Consider the following 26034-nt stretch of genomic DNA (forward strand, 5'->3'; position numbering starts at 1 on the left):
TCCCAAACGACATCAGGTCCTGAAAATCATACTTCATATCAACTATCTCCTTTATTCATAATTCATCTATATCTTCTTCCGATATTTACCACAAATCTATACTACCACCGCCTTTCTGTTTTGTCAATTTATTCACCATATTATATCTACGAGTTGTATTGACTTTTAATCTAATTGATTTATAATAAATATGTCAGAATACATGTTCTGTGGATTGAAAAGTAGAAATGGTATGGTGCGCATACCAACACGGCATGGGGCGGTTCGATATTAAGAACCGCCCCATGCCGTGTTTTATAGTGAGCTAACACTAACCTCGAAACTTTTCATTTTCTCAAAAAAGTGGTATACTGGTAAAAACACTTTGAATGAGGCGATCCATATGACTAAAATCGACATTATCTCCGGTTTTCTGGGCGCGGGCAAGACGACGCTCATCAAACGCCTGCTGGCTGACGCGCTTCAGGGCGAACAGGTCGTGCTGATCGAAAACGAGTTCGGCGAGATCGGCATCGACGGCGGTTTCCTAAAAGAAGCCGGCATTGTGGTCAATGAAATGAACGCGGGCTGCATCTGCTGCTCGCTCGTCGGCGATTTCGGGCAGGCGCTCAAAGACGTAGTCGCACAGTACCACCCCGACCGCATTTTGATCGAGCCGTCCGGCGTCGGCAAGCTGTCGGACGTGATCTCCGCCGTGCAAAACGCGCACCTCGACGTGCAGCTCAATTCCTTTGTCACGGTCGTCGACGCGCTCAAGGCAAAAATGTATCTGAAAAACTTCGGAGAGTTTTTTGAAAACCAGGTGGCGCACGCCGGGGCGATCCTGCTGTCGCGCACGGCAGAATGCCCGGAGAAACGGCTCAGCGAGACCATCTCGCTGCTGCGCGGCCTTAACCCGAACGCCCGCATCGTGACCACGCCCTGGAAAGAGCTTTCCGGCGCACAACTTCTGGAGGTCATGGAGGGCAGCCAGTCGCTCGTCGAAGAGGTGCTGCATGAGATCGAACACGAGCACCATCATCACGAACATGAACACGAGCATCATCATGAGCATGGGGAAGACTGCACCTGCGGCTGCCACGAGCATGACGGACATGATCACCACCATGAGCACCCTCACGACCATGAGCATGGGCATCATCACCACGAACACGATGAAGCATGTACCTGCGGCTGCCACGACCACCATCATCATGATGCTGACGAGGTGTTCACCTCATGGGGCAGAGAGACCCCGCGCGCCTATACCGGGGCGGAGCTGCAAGCCGCGCTCACCGCGCTGGGTGACCCGTCGCTTGGCACCGTGCTGCGTGCGAAAGGCATCGTCAAGAACGGAGACGGCGGCGAATGGCTGCACTTCGACTATGTACCCGGCGCGCCCGAAATCCGCCGCGGCCCGGCAGATTATACCGGCCGCCTGTGCGTGATCGGCGCGGAGCTGGACGAAGAGCGCGTGCAGAGCCTGTTCGGCGTATAAGGAGAAGCGATATGGAATCCATTCCGGTTTATGTGTTCACGGGCTTTCTGGAAAGCGGCAAGACCCGCTTTATCCGCGAAATCCTGGCCGACCCCGGCTTCACCTCGGGCGAAAAGACGCTGCTGCTGCAATGCGAGGAGGGCGTGGAGGAGCTTTCAGAGGACGAGCTGCTCGATTATATGACGATCATCGCGCCCATCGAAAGCCGGGATGCCCTCTCCCCGGCGGCGCTCAAAAAGCTCGAACAGCAGCACAAGCCCGACCGTGTGCTGGTCGAGTACAACGGCCTGTGGAAGCTCGAGGAGCTGGAGGCGGCGTTTCCCGCCCGCTGGGAGCTGTATCAGATCGTCACCACGGTCGACGCATCGACTTTCGCGCTGTACTCAAATAATTTGGGCCCGATGATGTTTGAGCATATCACGACCGCGGACTTAGTGGTGTTCAACCGCTGCACGGACGAGCTCAAGGACATGCTCTATCAAAAGAACATACGCGCCATGAATCCGCGCGCGACCATCTATCTGGACAGCGTAGACGGCTCCTCGGAGGACTATAACCAGAACATGCCGCTGCCGTTTGATGTCGAGGCAGATATTATCGACATTGCAGACCCTGATTACGGCCTGTGGTATGTCGACGCAATGGGCAACCCCGGCAAGTATGCCGGCAAAACCGTCCGTTTCACCGGCATGGTGTTTCGTGGAGAGGGCGTGCCGTCCGGCTACCTCGTGCCCGGGCGGTTCGGCATGGTGTGCTGCGCCGAGGATGTGAGCTTTCTCGGCTTCCTGTGCGAATACAAGGGCGCGAACACGCTGCAGACCCGCGACTGGGTGCGCGTGACCGCCTCGATCACGGTCGAAGCGCTCGCGCAGTACCGCGGCGAAGGCCCGGTGCTGCACGCGGTCGAAGTCCTGCCCGCCGAAGCGCCGGCGGAAGAGCTGGTGTATTTCAACTAAAGCCGCAAAAAGCCTCTCCCACAAGGGAGAGGCTTTTCTAATCGTCCCGAAAATAGTCCGCGTCGAGGATGGCCTCGCATACGCGCACAAACTGGCGCGCATAGGCGTTCATTTCCGCAATCTCTGCATCGTCCATGCTTTCGTTCCATTGAACCGCGCCGTTTTTCACATAGGCCGCTCCGTTCATCCAAGAGCCGTCCGCAAAGATCACATAGCCCGGATACGCGGGATCGAACGCATCCTGCCCCGGCGTCTGCGGCGCGGGCAGGCCGAACAGGTTGGCGACGGTCGGCAGCAGATCGACCGTTTGCAGCGTTTTCGAAACGGTCTGCGGTGCGCAGCCCGGATACCACAGGAAACAGGGCGTGCGCTCAAGCAGCCGTCCGCCCGCGGCGGCCGAGTATTCCTCCAAAACCGCGCGGTCGGTCAGGCCATAAGCGTAGTGGTCGTCGTAGACGAGGAACGCGGTGTTTTCGAGCAGGCCGTCCGCTTCGAGCCGTGAAAGCAGCGTTTCAAACAATTCATCGGTCAGCCGCGCCTTGGCAAACAGCCCATTTATTTCATACGGACGCGCCGGGTCGGTATATTCCGGATACCGTTCGAGCGCCGCGGTCGTCAGCGCGTCAATCTCGTCATAGCCCAGATGCCCGCTGTACGTGATGATAAAATCCAGAAACGGCGTTTTCGCGGTCATTTTCTCATAGAGCGCGTCGCACTCGGCTAAAAACCGGTCGGTTCCCGCCTCGGTTTCGTCGTCCGTGTAGTCGAGCGCGGAATGGTACTGCGCATAGCCGAACGCCTGATGCATCGCGCCCCGGTTGTAAAACTTGGCCTCGCTTTTGTGAAAGGAGTTCGCCGCATAGCCCCCGTCCGCAAACAGATGGCCGAAACCATACGGAAACGCGCTGCGGCTGAGCGAATACGCAGCGTTGCCGTTGGCATACGGGTATACGCCGGTCTGTGCGGCAAACTCGGTGTTAAACGTGTAGCCGTTGGCGTACTGCGGCGTGTAAAATTCGCTAAAATTAATGCCCTCACGCTGCATGCGCGCCAACGTAGGCGTGTTCTCCTCATTGAGTACAAAATCGTCAATGCTTTCGAGCTGCACGGCAATCAGGTTTTTGCCCGCGAGCAGGCCGGTCATTTCATTGTCCGCATGCGCCGGACGCGCGGCGAAAAACGCATCCGCTTCGGCGCGCGCCTCGTCCTGCGTTCCGCCGCCCGGCCGCATCAGCCACGCGTCCCGCAGAACGAACTGGTACGGCCCGGTCAGCGCCATGTCATAGCCGGACGAGGTGAACCGGCTGTATTCATACCCGCTCGACTGCCAAGAGTCCCAATCGGGCGTGTCGGGCACGGGCGCATAGCAGCGCGGCGCAATCAACTGCGTCAGTACGAACGCCGCCGCCAGCCAAAGCGGCGCGCGGCAGCCCGGCAGCTTGCCCCGCGGCGGCAGACACTTCACGCCAAGCGCACCCGCCGCCATGAGCAGGAGCACAAACAGCAGGAACGAGCCGTCCACAAGCTGGCGTATATAGCCCGCGAATTGCAGCCCCTCGCCCGCCAGCAAAAAATCCGACAAAAAAAGAAACCGCTCGAAAATGCGGTGCACGCCGTACTGCACAACCGCATAAACCGCCCATGCCGCATATAAAACGCCGTAAAACGCCTTGCCCGCTTTTGCCGGCAGCAGCAGGCACAGCGCCGTAAAAAGCGCGCCGAAGCCGATGGAAAACAGGTTTGGCGCGGCGGCATACAGCGGATAATAGGAAGCGCTGCCCGTAAAAATGCGAAGCAGCAGATCGACTGCCCAAAACGCGCCCACAGCTCCGCCGATACGCAAAATCAGCCGTTTCGCCTGATTGTCCATCGTATGCGCCCCCTTTCGCTGCAATCCAGTATAAGGCGTTTTCCTTGAAAATGCAACGCAAAAAAGCGTCCGGCCACCCGGCCGGACGCTTTTCATCCTCAGAACCCATATAACAGCGCCGCCGCGCCAAGCCCGTTAAAAAGGAAAAACCACCCGAGGAACATCGAGCCGATGTACACGGCAGACTCCCACGCGCCGCCTGCGGGCTGTCCGGTTTTCCATCGAAAAAGGCGGGCGAACAGCCGGTAAGCCGCAAAACCCAAGGCCGCGCCAAGCGTGTTCAGCAATAGGTCGTCCACATCGCTGCTGCGGTAGTTGACCAGCTGGCTAAGTTCGATCATCAGCGAAAACGAGAAGCCCGCAAGCACGATGCGCCAAAGCTTGTCCAGCCTTGGCCAAATAAGCGGCGCGAGAAAGCCAAACGGCACCAGCATCACCACATTGAGCGCATAACCGAGCGGGTCGATATCCTCCGAAAAGGGCAGGAAATTGACCTGCACCGTGGGGATATCCAATTCGACCATGCGCTTCAGATCGTAAACCGTGCCCGCGCCTGTCACGATGCATACGCCGGCGAAATAGAGCGCAAACAGCATAAGAAGCAGCGTGCGCCCCCTCTGCGCAGGCGCGCTCCGTTTACGCAGCAGCGCGTATACCAGCGCGCAGGGCAGCAGCACGGTCGATATCTCATAGCACAGCATCAAAAGTTCTTTCATCCATATCCCTCCTCTGTCTATAAAGCTCTATAAGATAAAGAGGGATGAACCGGGTTTTCGGTTCATCCCTCTTTTTATGGCTCTTTCAGTTGTTCACCTGTTGCGGCCTCTTCATTTTTGATCTCCCAATGGATCAGAAACGTCAGCGCGGCGCGCAGTAAAATGATCGCGCCGACAATGAGGATCTCCGAAAACTCCCGCACGACCACCGTGCGCAAAATCTCGCTCCCGAGCTTGAATTCCAGCCCCATCGCCATGCCTTTCGCGAGCTTGAGGCGTGTGAGCGGCTCGCGGCGGACATAGTTGACGATGCCCAGCACGCCCGCGAAAATAATGACGCCCACGCCGATATATTCAAACAGCAGAATCGCCGCTTCGACGATCAGGCTCAAAAACCGGTCGGCCACACCCATGGGATCCCTCCTGAATTGTTATTCCGGCTGCGGCGGCAGGGTATCAAAGCCGGTCTGCAGCTCGGCGTCGTCCGGCACATGGTTTTTCATCGTGCCCGCGAGATATGCCTCATAGGCCGCCATATCAAAATAGCCCGTGCCGGTCAGACCGAAGAGGATGGTCTTGCTTTCGCCGGACTCCCTGCACTTCAGCGCCTCGTCGATCGCGCAGCGGATGGCGTGCGACGATTCGGGCGCGGGCAGAATGGTTTCCACTTTGGCGAACTGTACCGCCGCGTCAAACACATCGGTCTGCTTAGCGGTGACTGCCTCCATGTATCCGTCGTGGTACAGTTTGGACAGAATGGGGCTCATGCCGTGGTAGCGCAGGCCGCCCGCGTGGTTTGCGGCGGGCATGAAGCCGTTGCCCAGCGTGTACATGCGGGCGAGCGGGGTCACATGGCCGGTATCGCAGAAGTCATACGCGTATTTGCCGCGCGTAAACGACGGACAGGATGCGGGCTCGACCGCGATGATGCGCGGATCCGCCTTGCCCAGCAGCTTATCCTGCATGAACGGCGCGATCAGGCCGCCCAGATTGGAGCCGCCGCCCGCACAGCCGATAACAATATCCGGGTATTCGTCCAGCAGCTCCATGGCCTGCTTACTCTCAAGGCCGATGATCGACTGGTGCAGCAGCACCTGGTTGAGCACCGAGCCGAGCACATAACGATAGCCCTCGGTCGTGGTCGCCACCTCGACCGCCTCAGAGATTGCGCAGCCGAGCGAACCGCCCGTGCCGGGGTTCTGCGCGAGGATGCCGCGGCCGGCCTCGGTCGTCATGGACGGCGAGGGCGTGACGTTCGCGCCGAAGGTCTGCATGACCGCCTTGCGGTACGGCTTCTGCTCGTAGGACACCTTGACCATGTAAACCTTGAGATCCAGCCCGAAGTACGAGCACGCTTCGGACAGCGCCGTGCCCCACTGGCCCGCGCCGGTCTCGGTCGTCAGCCCCTTGAGGCCCTGCTCCTTGGCGTAGTACGCCTGCGCGATAGCCGAATTTAGCTTGTGGCTGCCCGAGGTGTTGTTGCCCTCAAACTTATAGTAGATCTTCGCCGGGGTATCGAGCGCCTTTTCAAGGTTGTACGCGCGGCACAGCGGCGAAGGCCGGTACAGCTTATACATATCGAGCACGGGCTCGGGAATGTCGAAATAGCGGGTCTTGCCGTCCATCTCCTGATGGGCGAGCTTTTCGCAGAAAATCGGATAGAGCGCGTCCTCGGGCAGCGGCTGGTGCGTGCCGGGATGCAGAAGCGGGTCGGGCTGCTCTTTCATATCGGCCCGCAGGTTATACCACTGCCGGGGCATCTGGTCTTCGGTGAGGTACAGTCTGTGTGGAATCTTTGCCATGGTAGTTTCTCTCCTTTTTATCGTAAATATGTGATAGTAAAATAAAAAGCTCCCGTCCCAATCATGGGACAGGAGCATAGAAAGCTCTTGCGGTGCCACCCAAGTTGACGCGAAAACGCGCCCTCTCATGTAAACGCATCAAACAATGCGCACTCCCCTGATAACGGGCGGAGTCCCCGTCGCAGTTACTCGGCCAAAGCCTTTCGCATTGCCCTGCATAAAGTCCATTCGCCCGGCGCTTGCCTGCCGCGATCTCACCACCCGCGGCTCTCTTGGAGGGTCACCCTCCGGGTTACTCGTCTTCGTCATTGGTTTATCAATATGGTGACAGTATATGCGCAGAAATCAGATTTGTCAAGCGGATTTGAGAAAATTAATGCAATAACTTTTTCTCAATTTTCTAAGTCTGAGAAAATCAGCCGTGTGTCAGCAGCGCCCCATACTGTGACGGGCGGCGGTCGCGGAACACGCCCCAGCTCCGCCGGAACTCGCGGATGCCGTCCAGGTCGAACGTGTGCGTCAGGATACACGCATCCCCGCGCGGCGCCTGCTCGACTACCGCGCCCGTCTCGTCCGCTATAAACGACGAGCCGTAAAACGTAAGGCTCGAGGACTGGTGCTGATTGTCCGGAGACGGCTCGACCGTTTCGGTGCCCACACGGTTGGCCGCGACAAGCGGCATCAGGTTTGCCGCCGCGTGCCCCTGCATACAGCGCTGCCAATGCGGCATGGAATCGCAGTCCAGAATCGGCTCAGAGCCAATTGCGGTCGGATAAAACAGGAGCTCCGCGCCCTCAAGCGCCATGCATCTGGCGGCCTCGGGGAACCACTGGTCCCAGCAGATGCCGACGCCGATCTTCGCATACGCCGTGTCCCACACGCGGAAGCCCGTGTCGCCGGGCGTGAAATAGAATTTTTCCTGATAGAAATGGTCGTCCGGGATGTGGGTCTTGCGGTACTGCCCCAAAACCGTTCCGTCCGCGTCGATCACCGCGACCGTGTTGAACGTGGTCTCGCCCACGCGCTCATAATAACTCACCGGCAGCACGACTTTAAAATCGCGCGCGATCTCGCACATCCGCGCAACCGCCGGGTTTTCCTCCAGCGTTGCGGCCAGCTTATAGTGCTCATAATTCCGCTCCTGGCAGAAATAGCGGTTTTCAAACAATTCGGGCAGCAGAATGATCTGCGCGCCCTGCGCCGCAGCCTGCTCGACCTGCTCGGCCGCCTGTTCCAGCCCATAGGTCATCTGAACGGCTGCAACCGTCACTTTGCTCATCGTTTTCCTCCTTATGCTTTTGGGATCTGCTGCGTCATGCAGTGGATATTGCCGCCGCCGATCAGAATGTCTCGCGTCGGCACCGCGATCACCTCGCGCGTGGGGAACAGCGCCTGCAAAACCGCTTTTGCTTTGCTGTCCGCCGGGTCGCCGAACGCGGGCATGACGACCGCGCCGTTCGCAATATAGAAATTGATATAGCTCGCCGCCAGCCGCTCGCCGGGCATACGCGTCGGCTCGCCCTCACAGAAATCCAGCCCGCCGCACTCCTCCGCCGTGATGCACACGGGCGCGGGCAGCGGCAGCTTATGCACGAGAAGCCTCCGGCCTTTGGCGTCCACAGCGGCTTCAAGCACGTCCAGACAGGCCTTGCTCAGCGCGTACTGCGGGTCGTCCCGGTCGTCCGTCCACGCGAGTACGACTTCGCCCGGCGCCGTGAACGCGCAGATGTTGTCCACATGCTCGTCGGTCTCGTCATTCCAGATGCCGCGCGGCAGCCAGATTGCCTTTTGCACGTTCAAATAGTCGCACAGCGTGCGCTCGATCTCCTCTTTGGACAGCGCGGGGTTGCGGTTTTTGTTTAAAAGGCACGCCTCGGTCACGAGCGCGGTGCCCTCGCCGTCCACATGGAACGAACCGCCCTCGCAGATAAAATCCCGCTTATCATAGCAGCCGCTTTCCAGCAGGTCGCACGCCTTGCGGGCGAGTGCGCGGTCATTGAGACAGTCCGGATACAGCCCGCCCCACGCGTTAAAGCCCCAATCGATCCCGCGGCGGTCTCCCCGGCCGTCCACCACAAAGGTCGGCCCAGTGTCGCGCGCCCACGCATCGTCGTTTGCGGTCTCGACGACGCGCACCGCCGCGGGCAGCGCCGCGCGCGCGTTGTCATACTGCCGGGCAGAGCAGAAAACGGTCACCTTTTCGCTTTTTGCAATCGCTTCCGCGATCCGCACGAACGCTTTCCGCGCCGCATACGCACCGTACTGCCACGAATCCGCTCGCTCGGGCCAGATCATCAGGCAGCCCTCGTGTTCCGCCCATTCCGCAGGCATATAAAACCCGTCCTGCGACGGGGTGCTGTGTAAAATCTGCATAGCATCCGCTCCCTTGTATTCTCCTTAAGTAGGGTACAACATTTTTTCGCATCTTGCAACGCTTTCGCCCATATGTTACACTAAAGATACAAAAAATCTACATATTACGAAGGAGTCCCACCATGTATTACACGCCGCACATGTATTATTCGCCGTTCTCCGCGTTCCTGCCGCTGCTGGCGCTGGTCGTCATCATTGCGGGCGGACTGGCGCTGTATTTCCTGTTTGTCGCCAAGCGGCACGAGAAGCCGCTGACCCCCGGCGTTCAAAAGCTGCACGACGCGCTGACTTTCCGCACGCTGTTCACCGAAAAGCTGCTGCGCGCGCTGTACTGCATCGTCGTGTGCGCGCTTGCGATCTGGAGCGTCATCCTGCTGTTTTCCAACTTCCTTGCGGCAGTTTTGCTGTTCGTCATCGGCAATGTCATCGCCCGCATCTGCTTTGAGCTGACGCTCGTGCTGCTCATCCTGTGCCGCAACACGCAGGAGATGAATCAGAAAATGGGGCCTCTGCCCGAGCCGCCGCAGCCGCCCGAAGCACCCGCCGCGCCGGCAGCGCCGCAGACCGCGCCCCAGCCGCCTGTGCAGCAGCCTCCGCAGCCTCCGCAGAACAATCAATAAGCTTAAAAAAACGCCCCAAACGGGGCGTTTTCTTTTACGCCCGGCTGACAAACACAAACGTATCGTTGCTGGACAGGCTCTGTTCATACTGGAAATCATTCCAGCCGAAAAATGTGAGCTGCTCGGGGGATTCCAATTCATGCCGCACGATATAGCGCGCCATGCTGCCCCGCGCCATTTTGGCAATTGCGGGCAGGCAGCGCAGCTTGCCCTTGCGGTAGGTCAGAAATTCGCAGGTCACAAAGCGGTCGCCGCTTCGCAAAAAAGGACGCACCGCACGGCTGTATTCACTGGACGCCAGATTGACGACCGTGTCCGTGTCCGCATATAGGTCGCGATACCACCGGTCTCCCCAAAAATCATAGAGCGACTGCCCGTCCGGACGGTGCTGCAGCTCCAGCCGGTAAGGCCGGATGGCGTCGAGCGGCCGCAGCACGCCGTAAAACGCCGACAGGATACGAAGCCGCTCCTGCGCGCACGCAAAATCGTCTGCAGAGAATGAGGCCGCATCCAGATATTTGTAAGCCAGCCCGTCAAATGTGAGCGCGGCAGGCGTGCCGCCCGTATCCTCCCACGCGGCAAAATCAGCAGCCGCGCGCAGCGCGATCGCCGGGCTTGTCCGCATGACCGATTCCAGCTCATACGGCGCAAGGCCGCACAGAACCGTATGCAGCGCCCGGGTCTGCGGCAAATAGCGGGGACGGGTAGCCATCACATCCGCCCGTTCCGGCAGCTTCATATTCTTTGCGGGCGATAAAATAGCGAGCATCAGCGGTGTTCTCCTCTGGTTTTTCTCCATTGTATCCTTAAAAAGTCCGTTTTGCAAGCGTGTATATTGCCAAAAGCGGCAAGGCATGATAAAATAAGAACATCTTAGACAAAGGAGGCGCGCCTCAAATGAAGCTGCAGGAAAGCGCGGAAAACTATCTGGAAGCCATTCTGGTGCTGCACAAGCAAAACGGACAGGTGCGCTCAATCGACGTCGCCCATTACATGGGCTTTTCCAAACCCAGCATCAGCCGCGCGGTCGGCTTGCTGCGCGACAACGGCTATGTCGCCATCGACCAAAACGGCCTGCTGTCGCTGACCGAATCCGGACTCAAGGTCGCCAGCGCGGTCTACGAACGCCATACTGTGCTGACCGGCTGGCTGGTCTCCATCGGTGTCGATCCCGAGATCGCCGCCGAGGATGCGTGCCGCATCGAGCACGTCATCAGCCCGGAAAGCTTTGAAAAGCTGAAAATCCACCTGCGCGCACACCACGATACCGCCGCCGGTTGACCTGCAAAAGCCCGTCCGGCCCCGCCGGCCGGCTTTTCTTTTATCCCAAAGGGAGGCGCATCTGCCATGCCGCTCACAGCCGAACAACTGCCAAACGGGCTGACGCTCTGGCAGGACGACGCATATTTCAAGTTGGGACAGGATAGCGTGCTGCTCGGCGCGTTCGCCCGCCCGCAAAGCCGAGGCCGTGTGCTCGACCTTGGCTGCGGCACGGGCGCGCTCGCGCTGCTGCTGTACCGTCCCGGGCTGCAGATCACCGGGCTGGAATTGCAGGCGGGGCCGCTCGCGCTGTTCCGGCGTTCCATCGCGGATAACGGCGTGCCTATGGCCGCTTTGCAGGGCGACCTGCGCGACATCCGCTCGGCTTTTCCGCATGGCAGCTTTGATTACTGCATCTGCAATCCGCCCTATTTCGCCGCGGGCGCGGGAAAACCCGCTATGGGCGCGGCGCGGCAGGCCGCCCGGCAGGACGGCTGCTGCACGGTCGAAGAACTGGCCGCCGCGCTTTCCTATGCGCTGCACACCGGCGGTAAATGTGCGCTGGTGTTCCGCCCCGAACGGCTCGCCGTGCTGCTTATCGCGCTGCAAGCCGTGCATCTCGTCCCAAAACGGATGCGCTTTGTGCATCAGAACGCGTCCTCGCCGCCGTCTGCCGTACTGGTCGAATGCCGCAAGGGCGGCTCTCCCGAGGGACTGCTGGTCGAACCGCCGCTGCTTGTTGAGAGCGCGGAATATCAACGAATATACGGAAAATAATTCTTCGAGGTTATATTGCAATGAGTATTGGGACATTATACCTGGTCGCCACGCCCATCGGCAATCTGGGCGACCTGTCGCCCCGGGCGCGCGAGGTGCTGTCGGCGGCCGACTTTCTCGCCGCCGAAGATACGCGCGTGACGCAGAAGCTGCTGAACGCAGTCGGCCTGCCCAAAAAGCCGATGATCTCCTATTACGAGCACAACCGCCGCGCACGCGGCGAACAGGTGCTGGAAAAGCTGCTCGCGGGCGAGAGCTGCGCACTCGTGACCGATGCGGGCACCCCGGCGGTATCCGACCCGGGCGAGGATCTGGTCGCGCTTGCCGCAGAAAACGGCGTTCCGGTCATCCCGGTGCCCGGCGCATGCGCCGCCGTGTGCGCGCTCGCCGCTTCAGGGCTGCCGACCGGGCGGTTCTGTTTCGAGGGCTTTCTCTCGGTCAATAAAAAGGTGCGGCGCGAGCATCTGGAAGCGCTCGCGGACGAAACGCGCACCATGATTTTTTATGAAGCCCCACACAAGCTGCGCCAAACGCTTGCCGACCTTACCGCCGCGTTCGGAAGCGCGCGCCGCGTATCGCTTTCCCGCGAGCTGACCAAACTGCACGAGGAGACCCTCCGCTTAACGCTTGGCGAAGCCGCAGAGCATTTTGCCGAGACCGCGCCGCGCGGCGAATTTGTGCTCATTGTCGAGGGCAGAGCGCCGGACGAGGACGAGGGTCCGGACGAACAGGAGCGCCTGTTGGCAGCCGCCGTCGAGGTGCGCCGCCGCGTCGCGGACGGGCAGACGCAGAAAGACGCAGTCAAAGCGGTGTCGGCGGCCTGCGGTGTGAAAAAGAACGCGCTATACCGCTTTGTTTTGGAGCAGGACGACACATAAAACACGCTTTCCGTTCACAAAACTGACAAACTCCCGCGTTATACTGAGGAACAGGATGGAGGGGATCGCTAGATGTCCACGATTTTAATTGCCGACGATGAGGCGCGTATCCGCCGTTTGGTGAGCGATTTTCTGAAGCGGGACGGCCACACGATCATTGAAGCCCCCGACGGGACCGCAGCTATGCGCGAGCTTGAAAACCGCCGCGCCGGTCTTGACCTTGCCATACTGGACGTGATGATGCCCGGTATGGACGGCTTCGCCGTGCTGCGCGAACTGCGCACGCTGGAGCAAGGCGGCTCGCATCTTCCCGTTATGATGCTGACCGCGCGCGCTGAGGACGCCGACCAAGTACGCGGCCTGGAAGACGGCGCGGACGACTATGTGACCAAACCATTTTCGCCCGTCGTGCTGGCCGCGCGGGTGCGCACATTGCTCAAGCGCGAGGGGCGCGCAAACTCGCCTGTCGCAGAGTTTGACAAGCTCTCGATCAACGAACTGCGCCGCGAGGTACTGGTTTCAGGCGCGCCGGTCGAGCTGACGCCCAAGGAATACGAGCTGCTTATTTATTTCAAAAACAACCGCGCCATCGCGCTGTCCCGCGAGAGTATTTTGAACGCCGTTTGGGGCTACGACTATTTCGGCGATTTGCGCACCGTGGACACCCACGTAAAAAAGCTGCGCGCCAAGCTCGGCGCGTGCGGCGACAAGATCTGCACTGTCCGCGGCTACGGCTACCGTTTTGAGGGGTAGCGCCCATGAAACGCTATTCGATCAAGGTCAAATTTTTTGCTGCCATCAGCGCGGTCGCGCTCGTCTTTATCGGCGTGCTGATCGTGCTGAACGTCTTTTTCTACGATGATTACTATATGATGACCCGCCGCAGCGAGCTGAAAAGCACCTATCAATTGATCGAGCGCCTATATACCGGCGATGTTACCGGGATTTCCTCGGCTCTTGATTCGATCGAGAGCCGCAGCGCGATCCGTCTTGCAATCGTTGCGGACGACGGGACGGTGCTGTACACATCGGCGCTGCTGCCCGAGGAAAGCGAGCCGCCTGTCAAACCTGAAAACGGCGCGGGCAGGCCATACGGCATCGGCGCGGTCTTCCCCGATTTCTGGAGCCAGCGTGTGCGCATCCAAAATATTCTGGTCAGCGCGCTCGAGCAGGCCGGATGGGGGCAAACCGATCTCTCCGGCTACACATTTACAACGGTCTCTCTGCATGAAAACGAACAGTATCTCTGTCTGGTCGGCGCGTTCGAGCAGGGCGGCTGTCTGGTCGCCTATATGCCCTATGCGTTCATTGAGCAAAATTCCTCGTTCAATCTGCTGTTTTTGCTGATTGCGGGCGGCTGTGCGCTGCTCATCTGCCTTGCCTGCGGCTATTTCGTTTCGCGGCAGTTTACCCGTCCCCTGATCGAAATGGGCCAGATCGCCAACGACATGGCCAAATTTGATTTCACAAAAAAATATGAAGGACCCGAATTTGACGAGATCGGCCAGCTCGGGCAGTCGATCAACCGGCTCTCCACCTATCTGGAGCAGGCGATCGGCGAATTGCAGCAGTCCAACACCCAGCTTGCGCAGGAGATCCGGGAAAAGGAGCGCATTGACAATATGCGACGGGAGTTCATCGTCAATGTGTCGCACGAGCTCAAAACGCCGATCGCGCTCATCCAGGGCTACGCCGAAGGGCTGACCGCCGGCGTTGCCGACGATCCCGAGGACCGCAAATACTACTGCGACACCATTGCGGACGAAGCCGACCATATGAACAAGCTGGTCATGCAGCTTTTAAACCTGTCCAAGCTTGAGCTTGGCGCGCAGCAGACGTACTATGACGATGTTGATATCTCCGCGCTGTTTGCCGAGGCTGTGCGGAAGACCGCGGTGCTGTGCGAAAGCCGCGGTTTGCGGGTCAGCTACCAGACAGACGCGCCCACGGTGCACACAGACAGTGATCTGCTGGAACAGGTGCTGATGAATTACCTGTCCAACGCGATCCGGTACACCCGGGATGGTGGGCAGATCGTCCTTTCCGCTTCAGCGGCTGAAAACGGTGTACGCTTGGCTGTATTCAACGAGGGGGAAGGCCTCCCCGACGAGGAGCTTCCAAAAATCTGGGAGAAATTTTACCGCACCGACCACGCCCGCTCACGGGAAAATGGTGGAACGGGCATCGGCCTGTCGCTTGTCCGCGCGATCGCGGACACCCTGCATGGAACCTGCGGCGCGGAGAACACGGAAAATGGCATCACTTTCTGGTTCGAAGTGCCGGGCGCGCCCGATACCGAGCAAAACCCATAATATTGTCGAGACATTTTAGCGAAAGCCCCTTGACATGGTCTTTCTGCCATGGTATAGTATATAAGTACCTCAATGAGAGGCGCCTATATCGCGGGGTGGAGCAGTTCGGTAGCTCGTCGGGCTCATAACCCGAAGGTCGCAGGTTCAAATCCTGTCCCCGCAACCATATTTTACTGCGGCGGTGTTTTGTGTGAATCACAAAACGCCGCCGCAGTTTTTATAGCTATGAAAAAACCGCCGAACTATCGGCGGCTTTTTCATTCTCCGTACCTGCTTCTGCAAATGCGCCGGTCATCTGGCAATATCCGGCATAGAAAGCTTTCCGTCTTTCAGCAGCGCAAACGTCTCCTTATAGTATGGTGCGAATACGCTCCCCTTGCGCCATAGGAACGTAAAATCGTGCGTGACCGCGAAATCATTCAGCGGTATCTCGCGCAGCCGCCCCATTTGAAGCTCAGCCTGCACAGCAGGCTGGAAGAAAAATGAGATCCCCGCCCCGGCGCATACCATCGTTTTGATGGCATCCAAACTGCCCAATTCGACGGTCTGCCGAAAATCCCCGACGGTTAGGTTGCGTTCCTCCAACACGCGCTCCAGCACCTCCCGGGTGCCCGAGCCAGGTTCACGGATGAACAGTCGTTCCTCCAGCAGATCCTCCAGCCGCAAAGCATCGGAGGCAAACCGATAGCCCGGCGCGCAGACGGGTACGTAGCGTTCGGTGCTGTACGGCAGGCTGTCATAGGCGCGTTTTGGGAAAAATCCCTCGACGATGGCAAAGTCGATTCCGCCCTGATCGAGCAGGCGCAGCAGCTCTGCGGTATTGGCCACCAGCATCTGCACCCCGGCATCCGGCTCAAACTCGAGCAGGCGGAGCAACGAACCGGGCATACTATATTCACCGATGGTCAGCGTCGCGCCAAAGCGAAGATGGCGCCTCCCGTCCAGTTCGCGCAGGCTGTCACACAGATGCCGCGCATCATGGTGCATAGTTGCCGCGGTCTGCCAAAACAATCTGCCCGGCCCGGTCAGCGAAAGCTGCTTCCCCTCATATTGAAACAGCTTGACCCCATATTGCCGCTCCAGCGCGTGGATGTGGTTTGACACCGCAGGCTGGGTGATATGCAGCAGTTCCGCCGCCTTGGTAAAATTCATGGTCTGGCATACGGCCAGAAAGGTCTCGATACGAAAATCCAGCATCTGTATCACCTCATAGATATCATAACATATATTTATCTTTATATAAAGAAAGATAATTTTACATAATGTTTAAAACGAGGTATAGTAACGAGGAAAGAAAAACCATGAAACACCAATCAAGGGGGAATTTCCTGTGCAACAAAACCGCATTCCAGAGGGCGAAGACTGCGTAGCTACGCCGGCAGCCGGCAGCGCGTTCGTCCAAAAAGTCCTGCCGCTGGTTCCCGGCATTCTTCTCTGCCTGCTCATCTCCATCCCATGCTGGCTGCTCGGCAAGGCGTTTCCTATCATTGGAGGGCCGGTGTTCGCGATTCTGGCCGGCATGATCGCTACACTGTTTTTTCCGCAAAAGCAGGCTGCGCAGGCAGGTATCACCTATACTTCAAAAAAGATCCTGCAATATGCGGTCATCCTGCTCGGCTTCGGGCTGAACCTGTCCGAGATCGCCCGCGTAGGCGTGTCCTCGCTGCCCATCATCCTGTCCACGATCTCAACCTCGCTGATCGTTTCCTTCCTGCTGCACAAGCTGATGCGCATGCCGACCAATATTTCCACGTTAATCGGCGTAGGCTCGTCTATCTGCGGCGGCTCGGCAATTGCAGCTACCGCGCCCGTCATCCAGGCCGACGATGAGGAAATCGCACAGTCCATTTCGGTCATTTTCCTGTTCAACGTGCTCGCCGCGCTGATCTTTCCCACGCTGGGCAGTATGCTCGGCCTGTCGAACGAAGGCTTCGGCCTGTTTGCAGGCACCGCGGTGAACGACACCTCCTCGGTCACGGCCACTGCTGCCGCGTGGGACGGCATGCATCTCGGCGCGAACACGCTCGATGCAGCCACGATTGTCAAGCTCACCCGCACACTGGCAATCATTCCAATCACGCTGGCGCTGGCCATTTGGCGGACAGCAAAGGCTAAAAAATCGGGGAGCGCATCGGCCAACAGCTTCAGCCTTAAAAAGGTCTTTCCATTTTTCATCCTGTTTTTCATTTTGGCTTCGGTTATTACGACGGCCGCTGTGTCCTTCGGCGTTGACGCCTCTCTGTTCCTCCCGTTTAAAACCCTATCTAAGTTTTTCATCGTTATGGCCATGACGGCCATTGGCCTCAACACCAATATCGTCAAGCTCATCAAGACCGGCGGCAAGCCGATCTTCATGGGGGCGTGCTGCTGGGTCGCGATCGCAGCGGTCAGCCTCGGCATGCAGCAGGTGTTAGGCATTTGGTAAGCCGCGCGGCCGATAACTGAATAATCCTGCAAAACGGGGCCGTTTGTAAACAAACGGCCCCGTTTTTTATGGCTTGCAGGTCTGGCAGGGCGTATAGCCCTCCTCAACTGCCTGTTCTCGGGTCTCAAACGTCACGCGGTTATGCTCTGCGGGCAGCGACGGGCACGATGGCCTGTGAAACTTTTTCGATTTCCTATTTCCAATATAATACGTCTCGTCAGCTGCCGGCGGCGCAGGTGGCGTTTCGTTTTTCTCCGTGCTTAGCACAACGGTCTCCCCATCGCTTACCGCGAGGATATCTCCCTGCAAATCGGTGCGGTATACCGCCGCGCCCGCGTCGGAAAGGCGGCTGAGTACAGCCTCGTCAGGATGCCCGTATGGGTTATCCTTACCCGATGAGATAACCGCGTACTGCGGCATGACTTCCCGCAAGAATGCGTAACCGCTCGATGTATCGCTTCCATGATGCCCCACCTGATATACCGTTGCGGACAAATCGACGCCTGCATCCAGCAGCACGTGCTCTGCCGGCGATTCAGCGTCGCCGGTCAGCAGGAACGCGGTTTTGCCAAATGTGACCTTTAGGATGATCGACCAATCGTTTGGTTCGCCGTCCAGCACGCGCGGGCCGAGCACGGTAACCTCCGCGCCGCCCAGCGGATATGGGGCATCCAGCGCGGGCATTTGGGGCGTTTTCCCCTGCTGCGCGGCGGCTTTTTCAAATGCGCGGAACGCCCCGCCATCATATTCCGTGACCGGCGACCAGACCTCGCCCGCCTCGCATGCGTGCAGCGCGCCTGCCAGCCCGCCAGCATGATCCTCGTGCGGATGCGTGTTCACCACATAGTCCAGCCGTTCGACATTCAGGTTTTTCAAATAGGTGTAAATCAAATCGGAATCTGCCGGTTCCCCCCCGTCGACCAGCATAGCGTGCCCGTCACACAAGAACAGCGTCGCGTCCGCCTGCCCCACATCGATAAAATGCGCCTCCAGCGTCATACCCGGGGGCACGGCGGCGACCGGCTCCTTCTGACGCGCCGCCGCGCCAGGCGGCGCGGGCGAAGGAGGCTCCAGTTCCAGCACCACCCAGCCTACAGCCCCCAGTAAGGCCAGCAATACAATTATTGGCAGCCATCGTCTCATCGCTCGTCGCCCCCTCCGCCTTTAGTATGCCGCAAGATGCGTGTCGCCTACTGTCGAAATCTGTTGCAATCTGTTAGTCTATATATAGCCTAACAGTAGCACAGATAGCCTACATTTTGCAAGCCGCTTGGGTAGACTATATTCAAAAAGGCGGAGGTGCCGGGTCATGGTTACAAATATCAGGACTGCCGTGTCAGACCGCTTGCTTGCCTTATGCGGCGAACGCGATCTGACGATCAACAAATTGGCTACACAGTCGGCTGTGCCGCCGTCCACGATCAAGAACATTTTATATGGCAAAAGCAATAATCCTGGCGTGGTGACGATCAAAAAGCTGTGTGATGGCCTGGAAATCACCATTGGCGAGTTTTTCAGCACGCCTGCGTTCGACGCGCTCGAACAAGAGATCCAATAAAAAAGGCCGGCGTACAGCCAGTCCTCTTTTCCTGTCATGTAAAAAGGCCGCTCTTCCGAGCGGCCCTTTTGTTTTACACATTATACTGAGTACGGATATCAATATGCGCAAGCATGTATTCGTTTTCCGGCCGCACACTGGTCAGAAGATAATCGAGCAGCGTTTCAAGCGGCCGCACGGCCTGCATATGCGGATCCTGATTGATGAGAAAATCCACAAGCCCCTCGCGCACGTTCGCAATGTTGTCCTCGGTGCGGTCGTAGCAGATGACGTGCGTCCGCCCTTTGCGGCCAAGCTCGCGAATCGCGCTGCAGCCGCCTGCCGGCCCGCCGGCTGAGAAAAACACGCCGCCTACATCAGGCTGCTCCAAAAGAGTTTTCCGCACGATCTCATAGGCGCTCCGGTCGCTGTCGGCGCAGCGCTCGAGGGGCAGCAGCGAAATGCCCGGATACACCCGCTGGATCTCCGTGCGGAAGCCGTCGATCCGGCGCTGCTGGGAGAGGTTGGATACATAGCCCGTCACCATCAGCACCGTGCCCCGGCCGCCGAGCAACATGTTCATCAGTCCGGCGCACGCGCGGCCGCTCTGGTAGTTATCCTGCCCAACGTAGCACAGCCGCTTGGAGCCCGGCATATCGGTGTTGAACGTCACGGTTGGAATACCCGCCGCGCTGAGCGCGTCGATGCGATCGCAGATGCGCTCGTCCTCAACCGGGGTGAGCGCAATACCGTCGACCTTCTGCCGCTCCAGCTCGTCGAGCGCAGCGAGCTGGCGGCTGATATCGATGCTTTCGCCCGCGCGGATGAGAAGCTCCGCACCCAACTCCTGCATATGCCCGCGCGCATCCTCTATCTCGTGCAGCACCGACTGCATGAACGGCGTTTCGGCCGACTGCATGACTACGCCCAGCTTGAGCGGCCGCTTGGTGCGCACTAGCAGGCTGCCCGCGCGGTTGGGCCGGTAGCCCAGTTCATCCGCGATCCGGCGGATACGCGCCTCGATCTCCGGGTTGACGCGCCCCCGGTTATTCAGCACGCGGTCGACCGTGCCGCGCGACACCCCAGCCAGCTCCGCGATCTGCTGCTGCGTTACACCCATATGTTTCCTCCTGCCGTGTGCAATGCACACTTTTCTCTGCTATTTAGTATATTCGCCTTACGCGCTTTTTGCAAGACTGTGAAAAAAGAGAAAAAATCCGCGTTTTACCCAAAAGGCTTGGCAGTATTTTGGCAAAACTACCATCTTGTCCTGCCTTAAAAACCGTGATATTGTAATAGCACCACAAGGTGTGCACGTGAACATCTTGTCGTTTCCGAAAAAATCAGACACCAACCGGCATTGACAAGAAACGGGGGCTTTTTATGAATTTCTTCCACTCACTCGCCTGGACTGGGATCTCCTTCCTGCTGTTCACCGTTATGGTTGCGGTCGTTTCCAGTTGGAAGACCCGCGGCGATAACTTGGAAACCGCGGAGGGTTACTTCCTCGCCGGGCGTGGACTGCCCGGCGTCGTGATCGCGGGCTCGTTACTGCTGACCAACCTTTCTGCGGAGCAGCTCGTCGGCCTGAACGGCCAGAGCTGGAAAACCAACATGGGGCCGATCGCTTGGGAAGTCGGCTCGATGTTCACCCTACTCGTGCTCGCCTATTTTTTTCTGCCCAAATACCTCAAAATGGGTGCCATGACCATCCCATCGCTCATGGAGGAGCGCTACGGCAAGGGCACCAAGACGATGTTCTCACTGGTCATCGTCGTCATGTATTCCATCCTGAACCTGCCCGTCATCTTGTATTCTGGCGCGGTCGTGTTCGAACAGATTTTTGACATCTCCGGTATGCTTGGCACCTCCAAATTTGTCGCAGTCGCAGTCTTGTGCGTCGTGGTCGGCATCGTGGGCGGCTGCTACGCGATCTTCGGCGGGCTCAAGGCGGTCGCGGTATCGGACACCATCAACGGCATCGGCCTGATCATCGGCGGCCTGATGATCCCGTTCCTTGGTTTTGCCGCCCTTTCCGCCGCTACCGGCGGCGATGGTATCCTCGACGGCGTCCGCTATATCATCGAGGCCGACCCGGCCAAGCTGAACGCCATCAACGCATGGAACGCGCCCGAGCCCGAGGTGCCGTGGCCTCTGCTCATCACCGGCATGTTTTTCAACAACCTCTACTGGTGGTGCACCAACCAGTCTTTCGTGCAGCGCTCGCTCGCGGCCAAAAGCCTGAAAGAAGGCCAGAAGGGCGCGATCTTCTGCGGCTTCCTAAAATGCCTCGGCCCGCTGTTTCTAGTCGTTCCCGGCATCATCGCGTTCTACCTGCCCGGCATCCAAGAGCAACTCGCCGCTGTGGGCGACAAGGCAATTGACTTCGCCTACCCCGCGCTGATTGCAGCGATCGTCCCCAAGCCAGTCATGGGCTTTTTCGCAGCGGTAATGTTCGGCGCGATCCTGTCGTCGTTCAACTCGGTGCTCAACTCCGCTTCGACCATGTTTACGCTCGACCTATACCGCTCCTCCATCAATCCCGGCGCTTCCGATACCAAATGCGTGCGCGTCGGCAAGATCTACGGCACAATCGCGGGCTGCGTTTCCATCGTCATCGCGCCGTTTGTCATGTATGCTGGCGGCATCACCACTTTTCTAAACTCGATGAGCCAGTTCGTATCCTTGCCCGTACTGTGCACCATTTTGGGTGTCTTCCTCTTTAAACGCCTGCCCAAGTACACGCCCAAGGTCATCACCGTGTTCCACGTCTTGTGCTACGGCGCGTTCCTGCTCTTTAAGCCCAACTACCCCTTCACCCCCGCGGGTAACCCCATCCACTATTTGTACGCCATGGCTGTGCTGTTCCCGGTTGAGCTTGCCATCATGTGGTGGCTCAACAAATACCGCCCGGGCGAAGAATATGCGATCCGCGACGTGGGCGCGGTCGACCTGACGCCGTGGAAATACCGCCATGTGGTCTCCATCGTGGGCATTTTACTTGCCGTGGGTATCTATGTGCTGTTCTCCCCCCTCGGCATTGCGGCCTGAAATTATTTTCACTTCCCCCTTGTGTTCACGTGAACACAGTATTATAATACCAATCGAACAAATTATTTGACCAGTTACTTACAAAGGAGAAACCGACTATGGAAAACCTGAAAATCGCCGTCATCGGCTGCGGCATGATCGGCCGCGAGCACATCGAACGCATCCAGAACCGCATCAAGGGCGCGGAGGTCACCGCGGTGTGCGATGTTTTTGAAGAAGGCGCAAAAAAGGGCGCGGAGATCGCCGGCACGGGCGTCAAGATCTACACCGACTTCCACGCGGCCATCAGCGACCCGGATGTGAACGCCGTCGTCGTCACCACGCCGGGCGCGTTCCATAAGGAGCCCATTCTGGCCGCCATCCAAGCCGGCAAGCCGGTGTTCAGCGAAAAGCCGCTTACCAACACCGCAGCCGACTGCAAGGAGATCGTCGACGCCGAGATGGCTTCGGGCCGGCATCTGGTTCAGGTCGGCTTCATGCGCCGCTATGACCGCGGCTATAACCAGCTCAAAGCGCTTATCGAAGAGGGGAAGTTTGGCGCGCCGCTGCTTCTCAAGTGTACCCACCGCGCGGACGGCGTCGACCCGAGCTACACCACCGCCATGGCGGTCACCGATACAGCCATCCACGAGATCGACGTGCTGCCGTGGCTGGTGAACGACGAGTGGGACGAGGTGCAGTGCGTCATGCCCAAGACGACGAGCAAGGCGCACGAGGGCCTGAAAGACCCGCAGGTCATGATCCTCAAAACCAAAGGCGGCATTGTGACCGTTTTGGAGGTCAATGTCAACTGCGGCTTTGGTTATGACATCAACTGCGAGGTCGTTTGTGAAAACGGCGTAATGAACCTGCCATGCCCGTCGTTCCCGACCGTGCGCTTTGACCACAACGTATCCACCAAGATCGAGGACAACTGGATTCTGCGCTTCATCGACTCCTACGACGTGGAGATTCAGGACTGGGTCGACCACGCGCTTCGCGGTGAGACCGGCGGCTCGTCCGCGTGGGACGGCTACGTCGCTTCCATCACCGCGGACGCGCTCGTGAAGGCGCAAGCCTCGGGCAAGACCGAAAAGGTCGTCACCGGCGGCACGCCCGCGTTCTATCAGAAGTAAGGGAGGAAAATACCTATGAAAATCGGATTCAACGAAGGCTGCAACCGCTTCTGCAAGGATCATTCGGTACTGAAAGACCTCGAATACTGCGAAAAGTATGGCTTCGACTATATCGACGTGCAGTCCGAGTGCCTCAACCGCGATCTGGAGGCGGGCAAGTACACCATCGAGGAGCTGGGCGCGTGGTTCAAAACCCACAAGCTGAAAATGCTTTCTTACAACGCGCTCATTTTCTTCAACATGAAGCAGACGCAGGCCGAAAAGGACGCGGTCATGGCCGAGTTGGACGAGATCATCCGCCGCTGCAACATCCTGGACTGCAAGATGATTGTCGTCGTGCCGTCGATGGATCTGCCCGTGCACGCAACCGTGGGCGAAATCAAGGACGACGCGGTGGCCGTCCTCAAAGAAATGGTTAAGAAGGTCGAGCCGCACGGCATTAAGCTGTCGCTCGAGTTCTGCGGCGCGCCCAGCATGTCGATCAACCGCTTTGAATACGCTTATGATATTGTAAAAGCGGTCGATTCCCCGTCCGTTGGCATCACGCTCGACCAGTACCATTTCCACGCGATGGCCTCCCAGTGGGAATCCCTCGAAAAGGCCGACGGTAAGTACATCTTCGTCTGGCACTTAAACGGCATGGAGGATATGCCCTGCGGCGCGGCCTACAACACGGACGAGAAGCGCCTGTGGCCGGGCGAGCCGGGCGACTGCCTCGACCATCAGCGCTACGCCGACACGCTCAAAAAAATCGGTTTTACGGGCGACGTATGCACCATCGAAGTATTCCGTCCCGCATACTACGCGCTTTCGCAGGAAGAAAACGTCAAAAAGGCCGCCGAGGTCACGCGCGCGCATGTCGCACAATACTGCTGATCTCCGCAAAGCAAACGGCAGGACGAACCAATGGTTCGCCCTGCCGTTTTTTCTATATTCCGCTCACAAGCCCTCGGCTTCCGCGCGCGCCTTGAGCGCGCGCCAGCGGCGGTCGACCTCGTCCTGGAACGCCGAAGCCACGTCGGCATAGCGCTCACCCGCCAGATGCTTGGTGCGCCCCATCATGCCGAGCCACGCCGTCACCGGCGTTTTCTTGCCGGTCTTTTCCGGGTCGTAGCTGAGTGTGGTCACGCCGTTTTCGATCTCAAACAGCGGGAAATAGCAGCAGTCCACGCCCGCCGCGATCACGCGCCGCTCGGTGTTGGGCTTGTCGCCCCAGTTGAGCGGGCAGGCGGACAGCGTCTTGATATAGGCAACGTTTCCCTGCTTTGCGTAATACTGCGCCTTGGCGGCCTTTTTGATAAAATCCGCCGGGTTGGACTCGGCCGCGGTCGCGATATAGGGGATGCCTGTCGCGGCGAAAAGCATGGGCGTATCCTTGTGCGGGAACGTCTTGCCGCGCTGCCCCGCGCCGAGATGGGAGGTCGCGCTCTTTGCGCCGAGCGGCGTTGAATACGAAAGCTGATAGCCCGTGTTCATATAGCCGCCGTTGTCGTACTCAAACAGGATGAGGCTCGACCCGCGAAGCGCCGTGCCGAGCGCCGAGCCGAGGCCGATGTCCATGCCGCCGTCGCCGCTGACCATGATAAACGTGATATCGCCTTCGGGAAGCTCGCCGCGCTTTTGCCGCTGGCGGTACATTTCGACCAGGCCGGACAGCGTCGCCGCGCCGTTCTGGAACAGGTTGTGCACATAGGGCGTTTTGAACGCGGTCTTGGGGTATCCGGTCGAGACGACCATGCCGCAGCCGGTCTGGAACAGCAGTACGACGTTGCCCTCGATGCCGCGCAGCAGTAGGTTGAGGTTGACCGGAATCCCGCAGCCCGGGCACGCGCCGTGGCCGGGGGCCAGACGCTTGGGCACGGCGGTCGTCTCGTTCACGCGGCCGCCGCGAACGGTCAGCCTGCCGGTGTTCGGGTCGGCTTCGCATGTCGTCGTGCCGGGCGCGGCGCGCTCGCCGCAGACCGGCTCGAAGAGTTTTTCCACCCGGAGCGACGGGTCGCCGGGATATACGCCGGTGTAATCGAAGCGCGGCGCGCCCTCGTCGTAGCACGCACGGAGCAGTTCTTCCGCGTCCTCTATATAGAAATCCCGGCCGCCGAGGCCGTACACGCGGCTCATCACCTTGGCCGTGCTGCCCGCCGTCTGCAAGGCTGCCCGCGTTTCCAGCGATAGGTTGCCGCCGCCCGCGCCATAGCTGTCCTGCCGGTCGCCTATCATGATGATCTCCGCTCCCCCGCACAGGTGTGCGAGCGCGTCCGCCGGGAACGGGCGGAGCTGGTGGAGCGTCACCGCGCCGCACTTTTTGCCTTGCCCCCGCAGCCGGTCGACCGCATCCTTGGCCGTGTGAAAGCTGGAGCCGAGCAGCACAAGCAGCGTGTCCGCGTCGTCTGCACGGTAGCCCTCAACTGCGCCGTAAGACCGCCCGGTCAGCCCCTCATATTCCGCCCAGACCTCACGGATAACACTTCGCGCCTGTTCCATCGCCAGATGGAGCTGGTATTTGTTGTTGAGCGTGTCCGGCTCGTTCATATACGACCCGATCGTGACCGGGTTTTCCGGGTCGAGCGCGGTGTAGTCCGCCTGATATTCCCCGACGAACGCGCGTACATCCGCATCGTTTTCGAGCACCTGGCAGCGGCGCTTCTGGTGCGAGGTGAAAAAACCGTCAAACGCGACGATGACCGGCAGTTTGACCCGCTCGGCCACCTTGAGCGCACAGAGGTTAAAATCGTAAACCGCCTGCGGCGTGTCCGCGAACAGGATGACCCACCCCGTGTTCAGGCAGTACATGATGTCGCTGTGGTCGCCCTTGATGGACAGCGGCCCGGAGACCGTCCGGCAGGCGACGTTCATCACCATGGGCAG

Annotated in this window: 24 protein-coding genes and 1 tRNA gene; 14 read left to right on the forward strand and 11 right to left on the reverse strand. The window is 58.9% G+C overall.

The window, feature by feature from the left end:
• The first annotated feature begins 382 nt into the window (after positions 1-382).
• Positions 383-1477: a CobW family GTP-binding protein gene (locus tag SO058_RS07925; RefSeq protein ID WP_320842454.1), complete on the forward strand. Its 1095-nt coding sequence runs from the start codon at positions 383-385 to the stop codon at positions 1475-1477.
• An 11-nt stretch (positions 1478-1488) separates the two neighbouring features.
• Complete coding sequence (locus tag SO058_RS07930) at positions 1489-2433, forward strand: TIGR03943 family putative permease subunit (protein WP_320842455.1); 945 nt, start codon at positions 1489-1491, stop codon at positions 2431-2433.
• A gap of 37 nt (positions 2434-2470) precedes the next feature.
• On the opposite strand, the gene SO058_RS07935 is transcribed toward SO058_RS07930, so the two are convergent.
• From SO058_RS07935 to aguA, 6 genes are all read right to left on the reverse strand, one after another.
• Positions 2471-4303 carry an LTA synthase family protein gene (locus tag SO058_RS07935; protein WP_320842456.1) on the reverse strand — a complete coding sequence of 611 codons (1833 nt, stop codon included), beginning with the start codon at positions 4301-4303 and terminating at the stop codon, positions 2471-2473.
• A 98-nt stretch (positions 4304-4401) separates the two neighbouring features.
• Positions 4402-5019, reverse strand: a complete 618-nt coding sequence (locus tag SO058_RS07940; protein WP_320842457.1) for a VanZ family protein — start codon at positions 5017-5019, stop codon at positions 4402-4404.
• Between the two features lie 74 nt (positions 5020-5093).
• Entirely contained in the window at positions 5094-5432 is a 339-nt protein-coding gene (locus tag SO058_RS07945; protein WP_320842458.1) for a DUF1622 domain-containing protein, read from the reverse strand.
• An 18-nt stretch (positions 5433-5450) separates the two neighbouring features.
• Entirely contained in the window at positions 5451-6821 is a 1371-nt protein-coding gene (locus tag SO058_RS07950; protein WP_320842459.1) for a TrpB-like pyridoxal phosphate-dependent enzyme, read from the reverse strand.
• A gap of 415 nt (positions 6822-7236) precedes the next feature.
• Positions 7237-8100, reverse strand: coding sequence for an N-carbamoylputrescine amidase (gene aguB / locus SO058_RS07955; protein ID WP_320842460.1), 864 nt, complete (start codon positions 8098-8100; stop codon positions 7237-7239).
• A gap of 11 nt (positions 8101-8111) precedes the next feature.
• Positions 8112-9194 (reverse strand): agmatine deiminase, encoded by a 1083-nt coding sequence (gene aguA, locus SO058_RS07960; protein WP_320842461.1) that lies wholly within the window; start codon positions 9192-9194, stop codon positions 8112-8114.
• Positions 9195-9316: 122 nt separating this feature from the next.
• Here aguA and SO058_RS07965 point away from each other — a divergent pair, with 122 nt between their 5' ends.
• Positions 9317-9814: a hypothetical protein gene (locus SO058_RS07965; RefSeq protein ID WP_320842462.1), complete on the forward strand. Its 498-nt coding sequence runs from the start codon at positions 9317-9319 to the stop codon at positions 9812-9814.
• Positions 9815-9848: 34 nt separating this feature from the next.
• On the opposite strand, the gene SO058_RS07970 is transcribed toward SO058_RS07965, so the two are convergent.
• The gene (locus SO058_RS07970) at positions 9849-10583 is read right to left on the reverse strand and encodes a YaaA family protein (protein WP_320842463.1); all 735 of its coding nucleotides are present in this window, start codon (positions 10581-10583) and stop codon (positions 9849-9851) included.
• Positions 10584-10711: 128 nt separating this feature from the next.
• Between SO058_RS07970 and SO058_RS07975 the strand changes: the two genes are divergently transcribed.
• The 6 genes from SO058_RS07975 to SO058_RS08000 all read left to right on the forward strand — a co-directional run bounded on the left by SO058_RS07975 (position 10712) and on the right by SO058_RS08000 (position 15207).
• Positions 10712-11095, forward strand: coding sequence for a metal-dependent transcriptional regulator (locus tag SO058_RS07975; protein ID WP_320842464.1), 384 nt, complete (start codon positions 10712-10714; stop codon positions 11093-11095).
• A gap of 66 nt (positions 11096-11161) precedes the next feature.
• Positions 11162-11851 (forward strand): tRNA1(Val) (adenine(37)-N6)-methyltransferase, encoded by a 690-nt coding sequence (locus SO058_RS07980; protein ID WP_320842465.1) that lies wholly within the window; start codon positions 11162-11164, stop codon positions 11849-11851.
• Positions 11852-11871: 20 nt separating this feature from the next.
• Positions 11872-12729, forward strand: a complete 858-nt coding sequence (gene rsmI / locus SO058_RS07985) for a 16S rRNA (cytidine(1402)-2'-O)-methyltransferase (protein ID WP_320842466.1) — start codon at positions 11872-11874, stop codon at positions 12727-12729.
• 72 nt (positions 12730-12801) lie between these two features.
• Entirely contained in the window at positions 12802-13482 is a 681-nt protein-coding gene (locus tag SO058_RS07990; RefSeq protein ID WP_320842467.1) for a response regulator transcription factor, read from the forward strand.
• 5 nt (positions 13483-13487) lie between these two features.
• The gene (locus SO058_RS07995; protein ID WP_320842468.1) at positions 13488-15041 is read left to right on the forward strand and encodes a sensor histidine kinase; all 1554 of its coding nucleotides are present in this window, start codon (positions 13488-13490) and stop codon (positions 15039-15041) included.
• 89 nt (positions 15042-15130) lie between these two features.
• A tRNA-Met gene (locus tag SO058_RS08000) sits at positions 15131-15207 on the forward strand.
• Positions 15208-15332: 125 nt separating this feature from the next.
• Here SO058_RS08000 and SO058_RS08005 read toward each other — a convergent pair.
• Entirely contained in the window at positions 15333-16238 is a 906-nt protein-coding gene (locus SO058_RS08005) for a LysR family transcriptional regulator (protein ID WP_320842469.1), read from the reverse strand.
• A 211-nt stretch (positions 16239-16449) separates the two neighbouring features.
• Between SO058_RS08005 and SO058_RS08010 the strand changes: the two genes are divergently transcribed.
• A complete protein-coding gene (locus SO058_RS08010; RefSeq protein ID WP_320842478.1) occupies positions 16450-17466 on the forward strand; it encodes a YeiH family protein in 1017 nt (338 codons plus the stop codon).
• A 66-nt stretch (positions 17467-17532) separates the two neighbouring features.
• On the opposite strand, the gene SO058_RS08015 is transcribed toward SO058_RS08010, so the two are convergent.
• Entirely contained in the window at positions 17533-18609 is a 1077-nt protein-coding gene (locus SO058_RS08015; RefSeq protein ID WP_320842470.1) for an MBL fold metallo-hydrolase, read from the reverse strand.
• 166 nt (positions 18610-18775) lie between these two features.
• Here SO058_RS08015 and SO058_RS08020 point away from each other — a divergent pair, with 166 nt between their 5' ends.
• Positions 18776-19024, forward strand: a complete 249-nt coding sequence (locus tag SO058_RS08020) for a helix-turn-helix domain-containing protein (protein WP_320842471.1) — start codon at positions 18776-18778, stop codon at positions 19022-19024.
• A gap of 73 nt (positions 19025-19097) precedes the next feature.
• Here the strand turns inward: SO058_RS08020 and SO058_RS08025 are convergent, their stop codons facing one another.
• Positions 19098-20123, reverse strand: coding sequence for a LacI family DNA-binding transcriptional regulator (locus SO058_RS08025; protein WP_320842472.1), 1026 nt, complete (start codon positions 20121-20123; stop codon positions 19098-19100).
• A 263-nt stretch (positions 20124-20386) separates the two neighbouring features.
• Between SO058_RS08025 and SO058_RS08030 the strand changes: the two genes are divergently transcribed.
• From SO058_RS08030 to SO058_RS08040, 3 genes are all read left to right on the forward strand, one after another.
• A complete protein-coding gene (locus SO058_RS08030) occupies positions 20387-22054 on the forward strand; it encodes a solute:sodium symporter family transporter (protein ID WP_320842473.1) in 1668 nt (555 codons plus the stop codon).
• A gap of 98 nt (positions 22055-22152) precedes the next feature.
• Positions 22153-23169, forward strand: coding sequence for a Gfo/Idh/MocA family protein (locus SO058_RS08035; RefSeq protein ID WP_320842474.1), 1017 nt, complete (start codon positions 22153-22155; stop codon positions 23167-23169).
• Between the two features lie 15 nt (positions 23170-23184).
• Complete coding sequence (locus SO058_RS08040; protein ID WP_320842475.1) at positions 23185-24045, forward strand: sugar phosphate isomerase/epimerase family protein; 861 nt, start codon at positions 23185-23187, stop codon at positions 24043-24045.
• Between the two features lie 63 nt (positions 24046-24108).
• On the opposite strand, the gene SO058_RS08045 is transcribed toward SO058_RS08040, so the two are convergent.
• Positions 24109-26034 (reverse strand): thiamine pyrophosphate-dependent enzyme (locus SO058_RS08045; protein WP_320842476.1); only part of this gene is annotated, 1926 nt, incomplete at its 5' end.

It is taken from the genome of Agathobaculum sp., assembly GCF_034098985.1.
GTDB lineage: Bacteria > Bacillota > Clostridia > Oscillospirales > Butyricicoccaceae > Agathobaculum.

Bases quoted from the DNA above. Each gene is read 5' to 3' on its own strand.
- SO058_RS07925 (WP_320842454.1), top strand. From the start codon at position 383: ATGACTAAAATCGACATTATCTCCGGTTTTCTGGGCGCGGGCAAGACG.
- SO058_RS07930 (WP_320842455.1), top strand. From the start codon at position 1,489: ATGGAATCCATTCCGGTTTATGTGTTCACGGGCTTTCTGGAAAGCGGC.
- SO058_RS07935 (WP_320842456.1), bottom strand. From the start codon at position 4,303: ATGGACAATCAGGCGAAACGGCTGATTTTGCGTATCGGCGGAGCTGTG.
- SO058_RS07940 (WP_320842457.1), bottom strand. From the start codon at position 5,019: ATGAAAGAACTTTTGATGCTGTGCTATGAGATATCGACCGTGCTGCTG.
- SO058_RS07945 (WP_320842458.1), bottom strand. From the start codon at position 5,432: ATGGGTGTGGCCGACCGGTTTTTGAGCCTGATCGTCGAAGCGGCGATT.
- SO058_RS07950 (WP_320842459.1), bottom strand. From the start codon at position 6,821: ATGGCAAAGATTCCACACAGACTGTACCTCACCGAAGACCAGATGCCC.
- aguB (WP_320842460.1), bottom strand. From the start codon at position 8,100: ATGAGCAAAGTGACGGTTGCAGCCGTTCAGATGACCTATGGGCTGGAA.
- aguA (WP_320842461.1), bottom strand. From the start codon at position 9,194: ATGCAGATTTTACACAGCACCCCGTCGCAGGACGGGTTTTATATGCCT.
- SO058_RS07965 (WP_320842462.1), top strand. From the start codon at position 9,317: ATGTATTACACGCCGCACATGTATTATTCGCCGTTCTCCGCGTTCCTG.
- SO058_RS07970 (WP_320842463.1), bottom strand. From the start codon at position 10,583: ATGCTCGCTATTTTATCGCCCGCAAAGAATATGAAGCTGCCGGAACGG.
- SO058_RS07975 (WP_320842464.1), top strand. From the start codon at position 10,712: ATGAAGCTGCAGGAAAGCGCGGAAAACTATCTGGAAGCCATTCTGGTG.
- SO058_RS07980 (WP_320842465.1), top strand. From the start codon at position 11,162: ATGCCGCTCACAGCCGAACAACTGCCAAACGGGCTGACGCTCTGGCAG.
- rsmI (WP_320842466.1), top strand. From the start codon at position 11,872: ATGAGTATTGGGACATTATACCTGGTCGCCACGCCCATCGGCAATCTG.
- SO058_RS07990 (WP_320842467.1), top strand. From the start codon at position 12,802: ATGTCCACGATTTTAATTGCCGACGATGAGGCGCGTATCCGCCGTTTG.
- SO058_RS07995 (WP_320842468.1), top strand. From the start codon at position 13,488: ATGAAACGCTATTCGATCAAGGTCAAATTTTTTGCTGCCATCAGCGCG.
- SO058_RS08005 (WP_320842469.1), bottom strand. From the start codon at position 16,238: ATGCTGGATTTTCGTATCGAGACCTTTCTGGCCGTATGCCAGACCATG.
- SO058_RS08015 (WP_320842470.1), bottom strand. From the start codon at position 18,609: ATGAGACGATGGCTGCCAATAATTGTATTGCTGGCCTTACTGGGGGCT.
- SO058_RS08020 (WP_320842471.1), top strand. From the start codon at position 18,776: ATGGTTACAAATATCAGGACTGCCGTGTCAGACCGCTTGCTTGCCTTA.
- SO058_RS08025 (WP_320842472.1), bottom strand. From the start codon at position 20,123: ATGGGTGTAACGCAGCAGCAGATCGCGGAGCTGGCTGGGGTGTCGCGC.
- SO058_RS08030 (WP_320842473.1), top strand. From the start codon at position 20,387: ATGAATTTCTTCCACTCACTCGCCTGGACTGGGATCTCCTTCCTGCTG.
- SO058_RS08035 (WP_320842474.1), top strand. From the start codon at position 22,153: ATGGAAAACCTGAAAATCGCCGTCATCGGCTGCGGCATGATCGGCCGC.
- SO058_RS08040 (WP_320842475.1), top strand. From the start codon at position 23,185: ATGAAAATCGGATTCAACGAAGGCTGCAACCGCTTCTGCAAGGATCAT.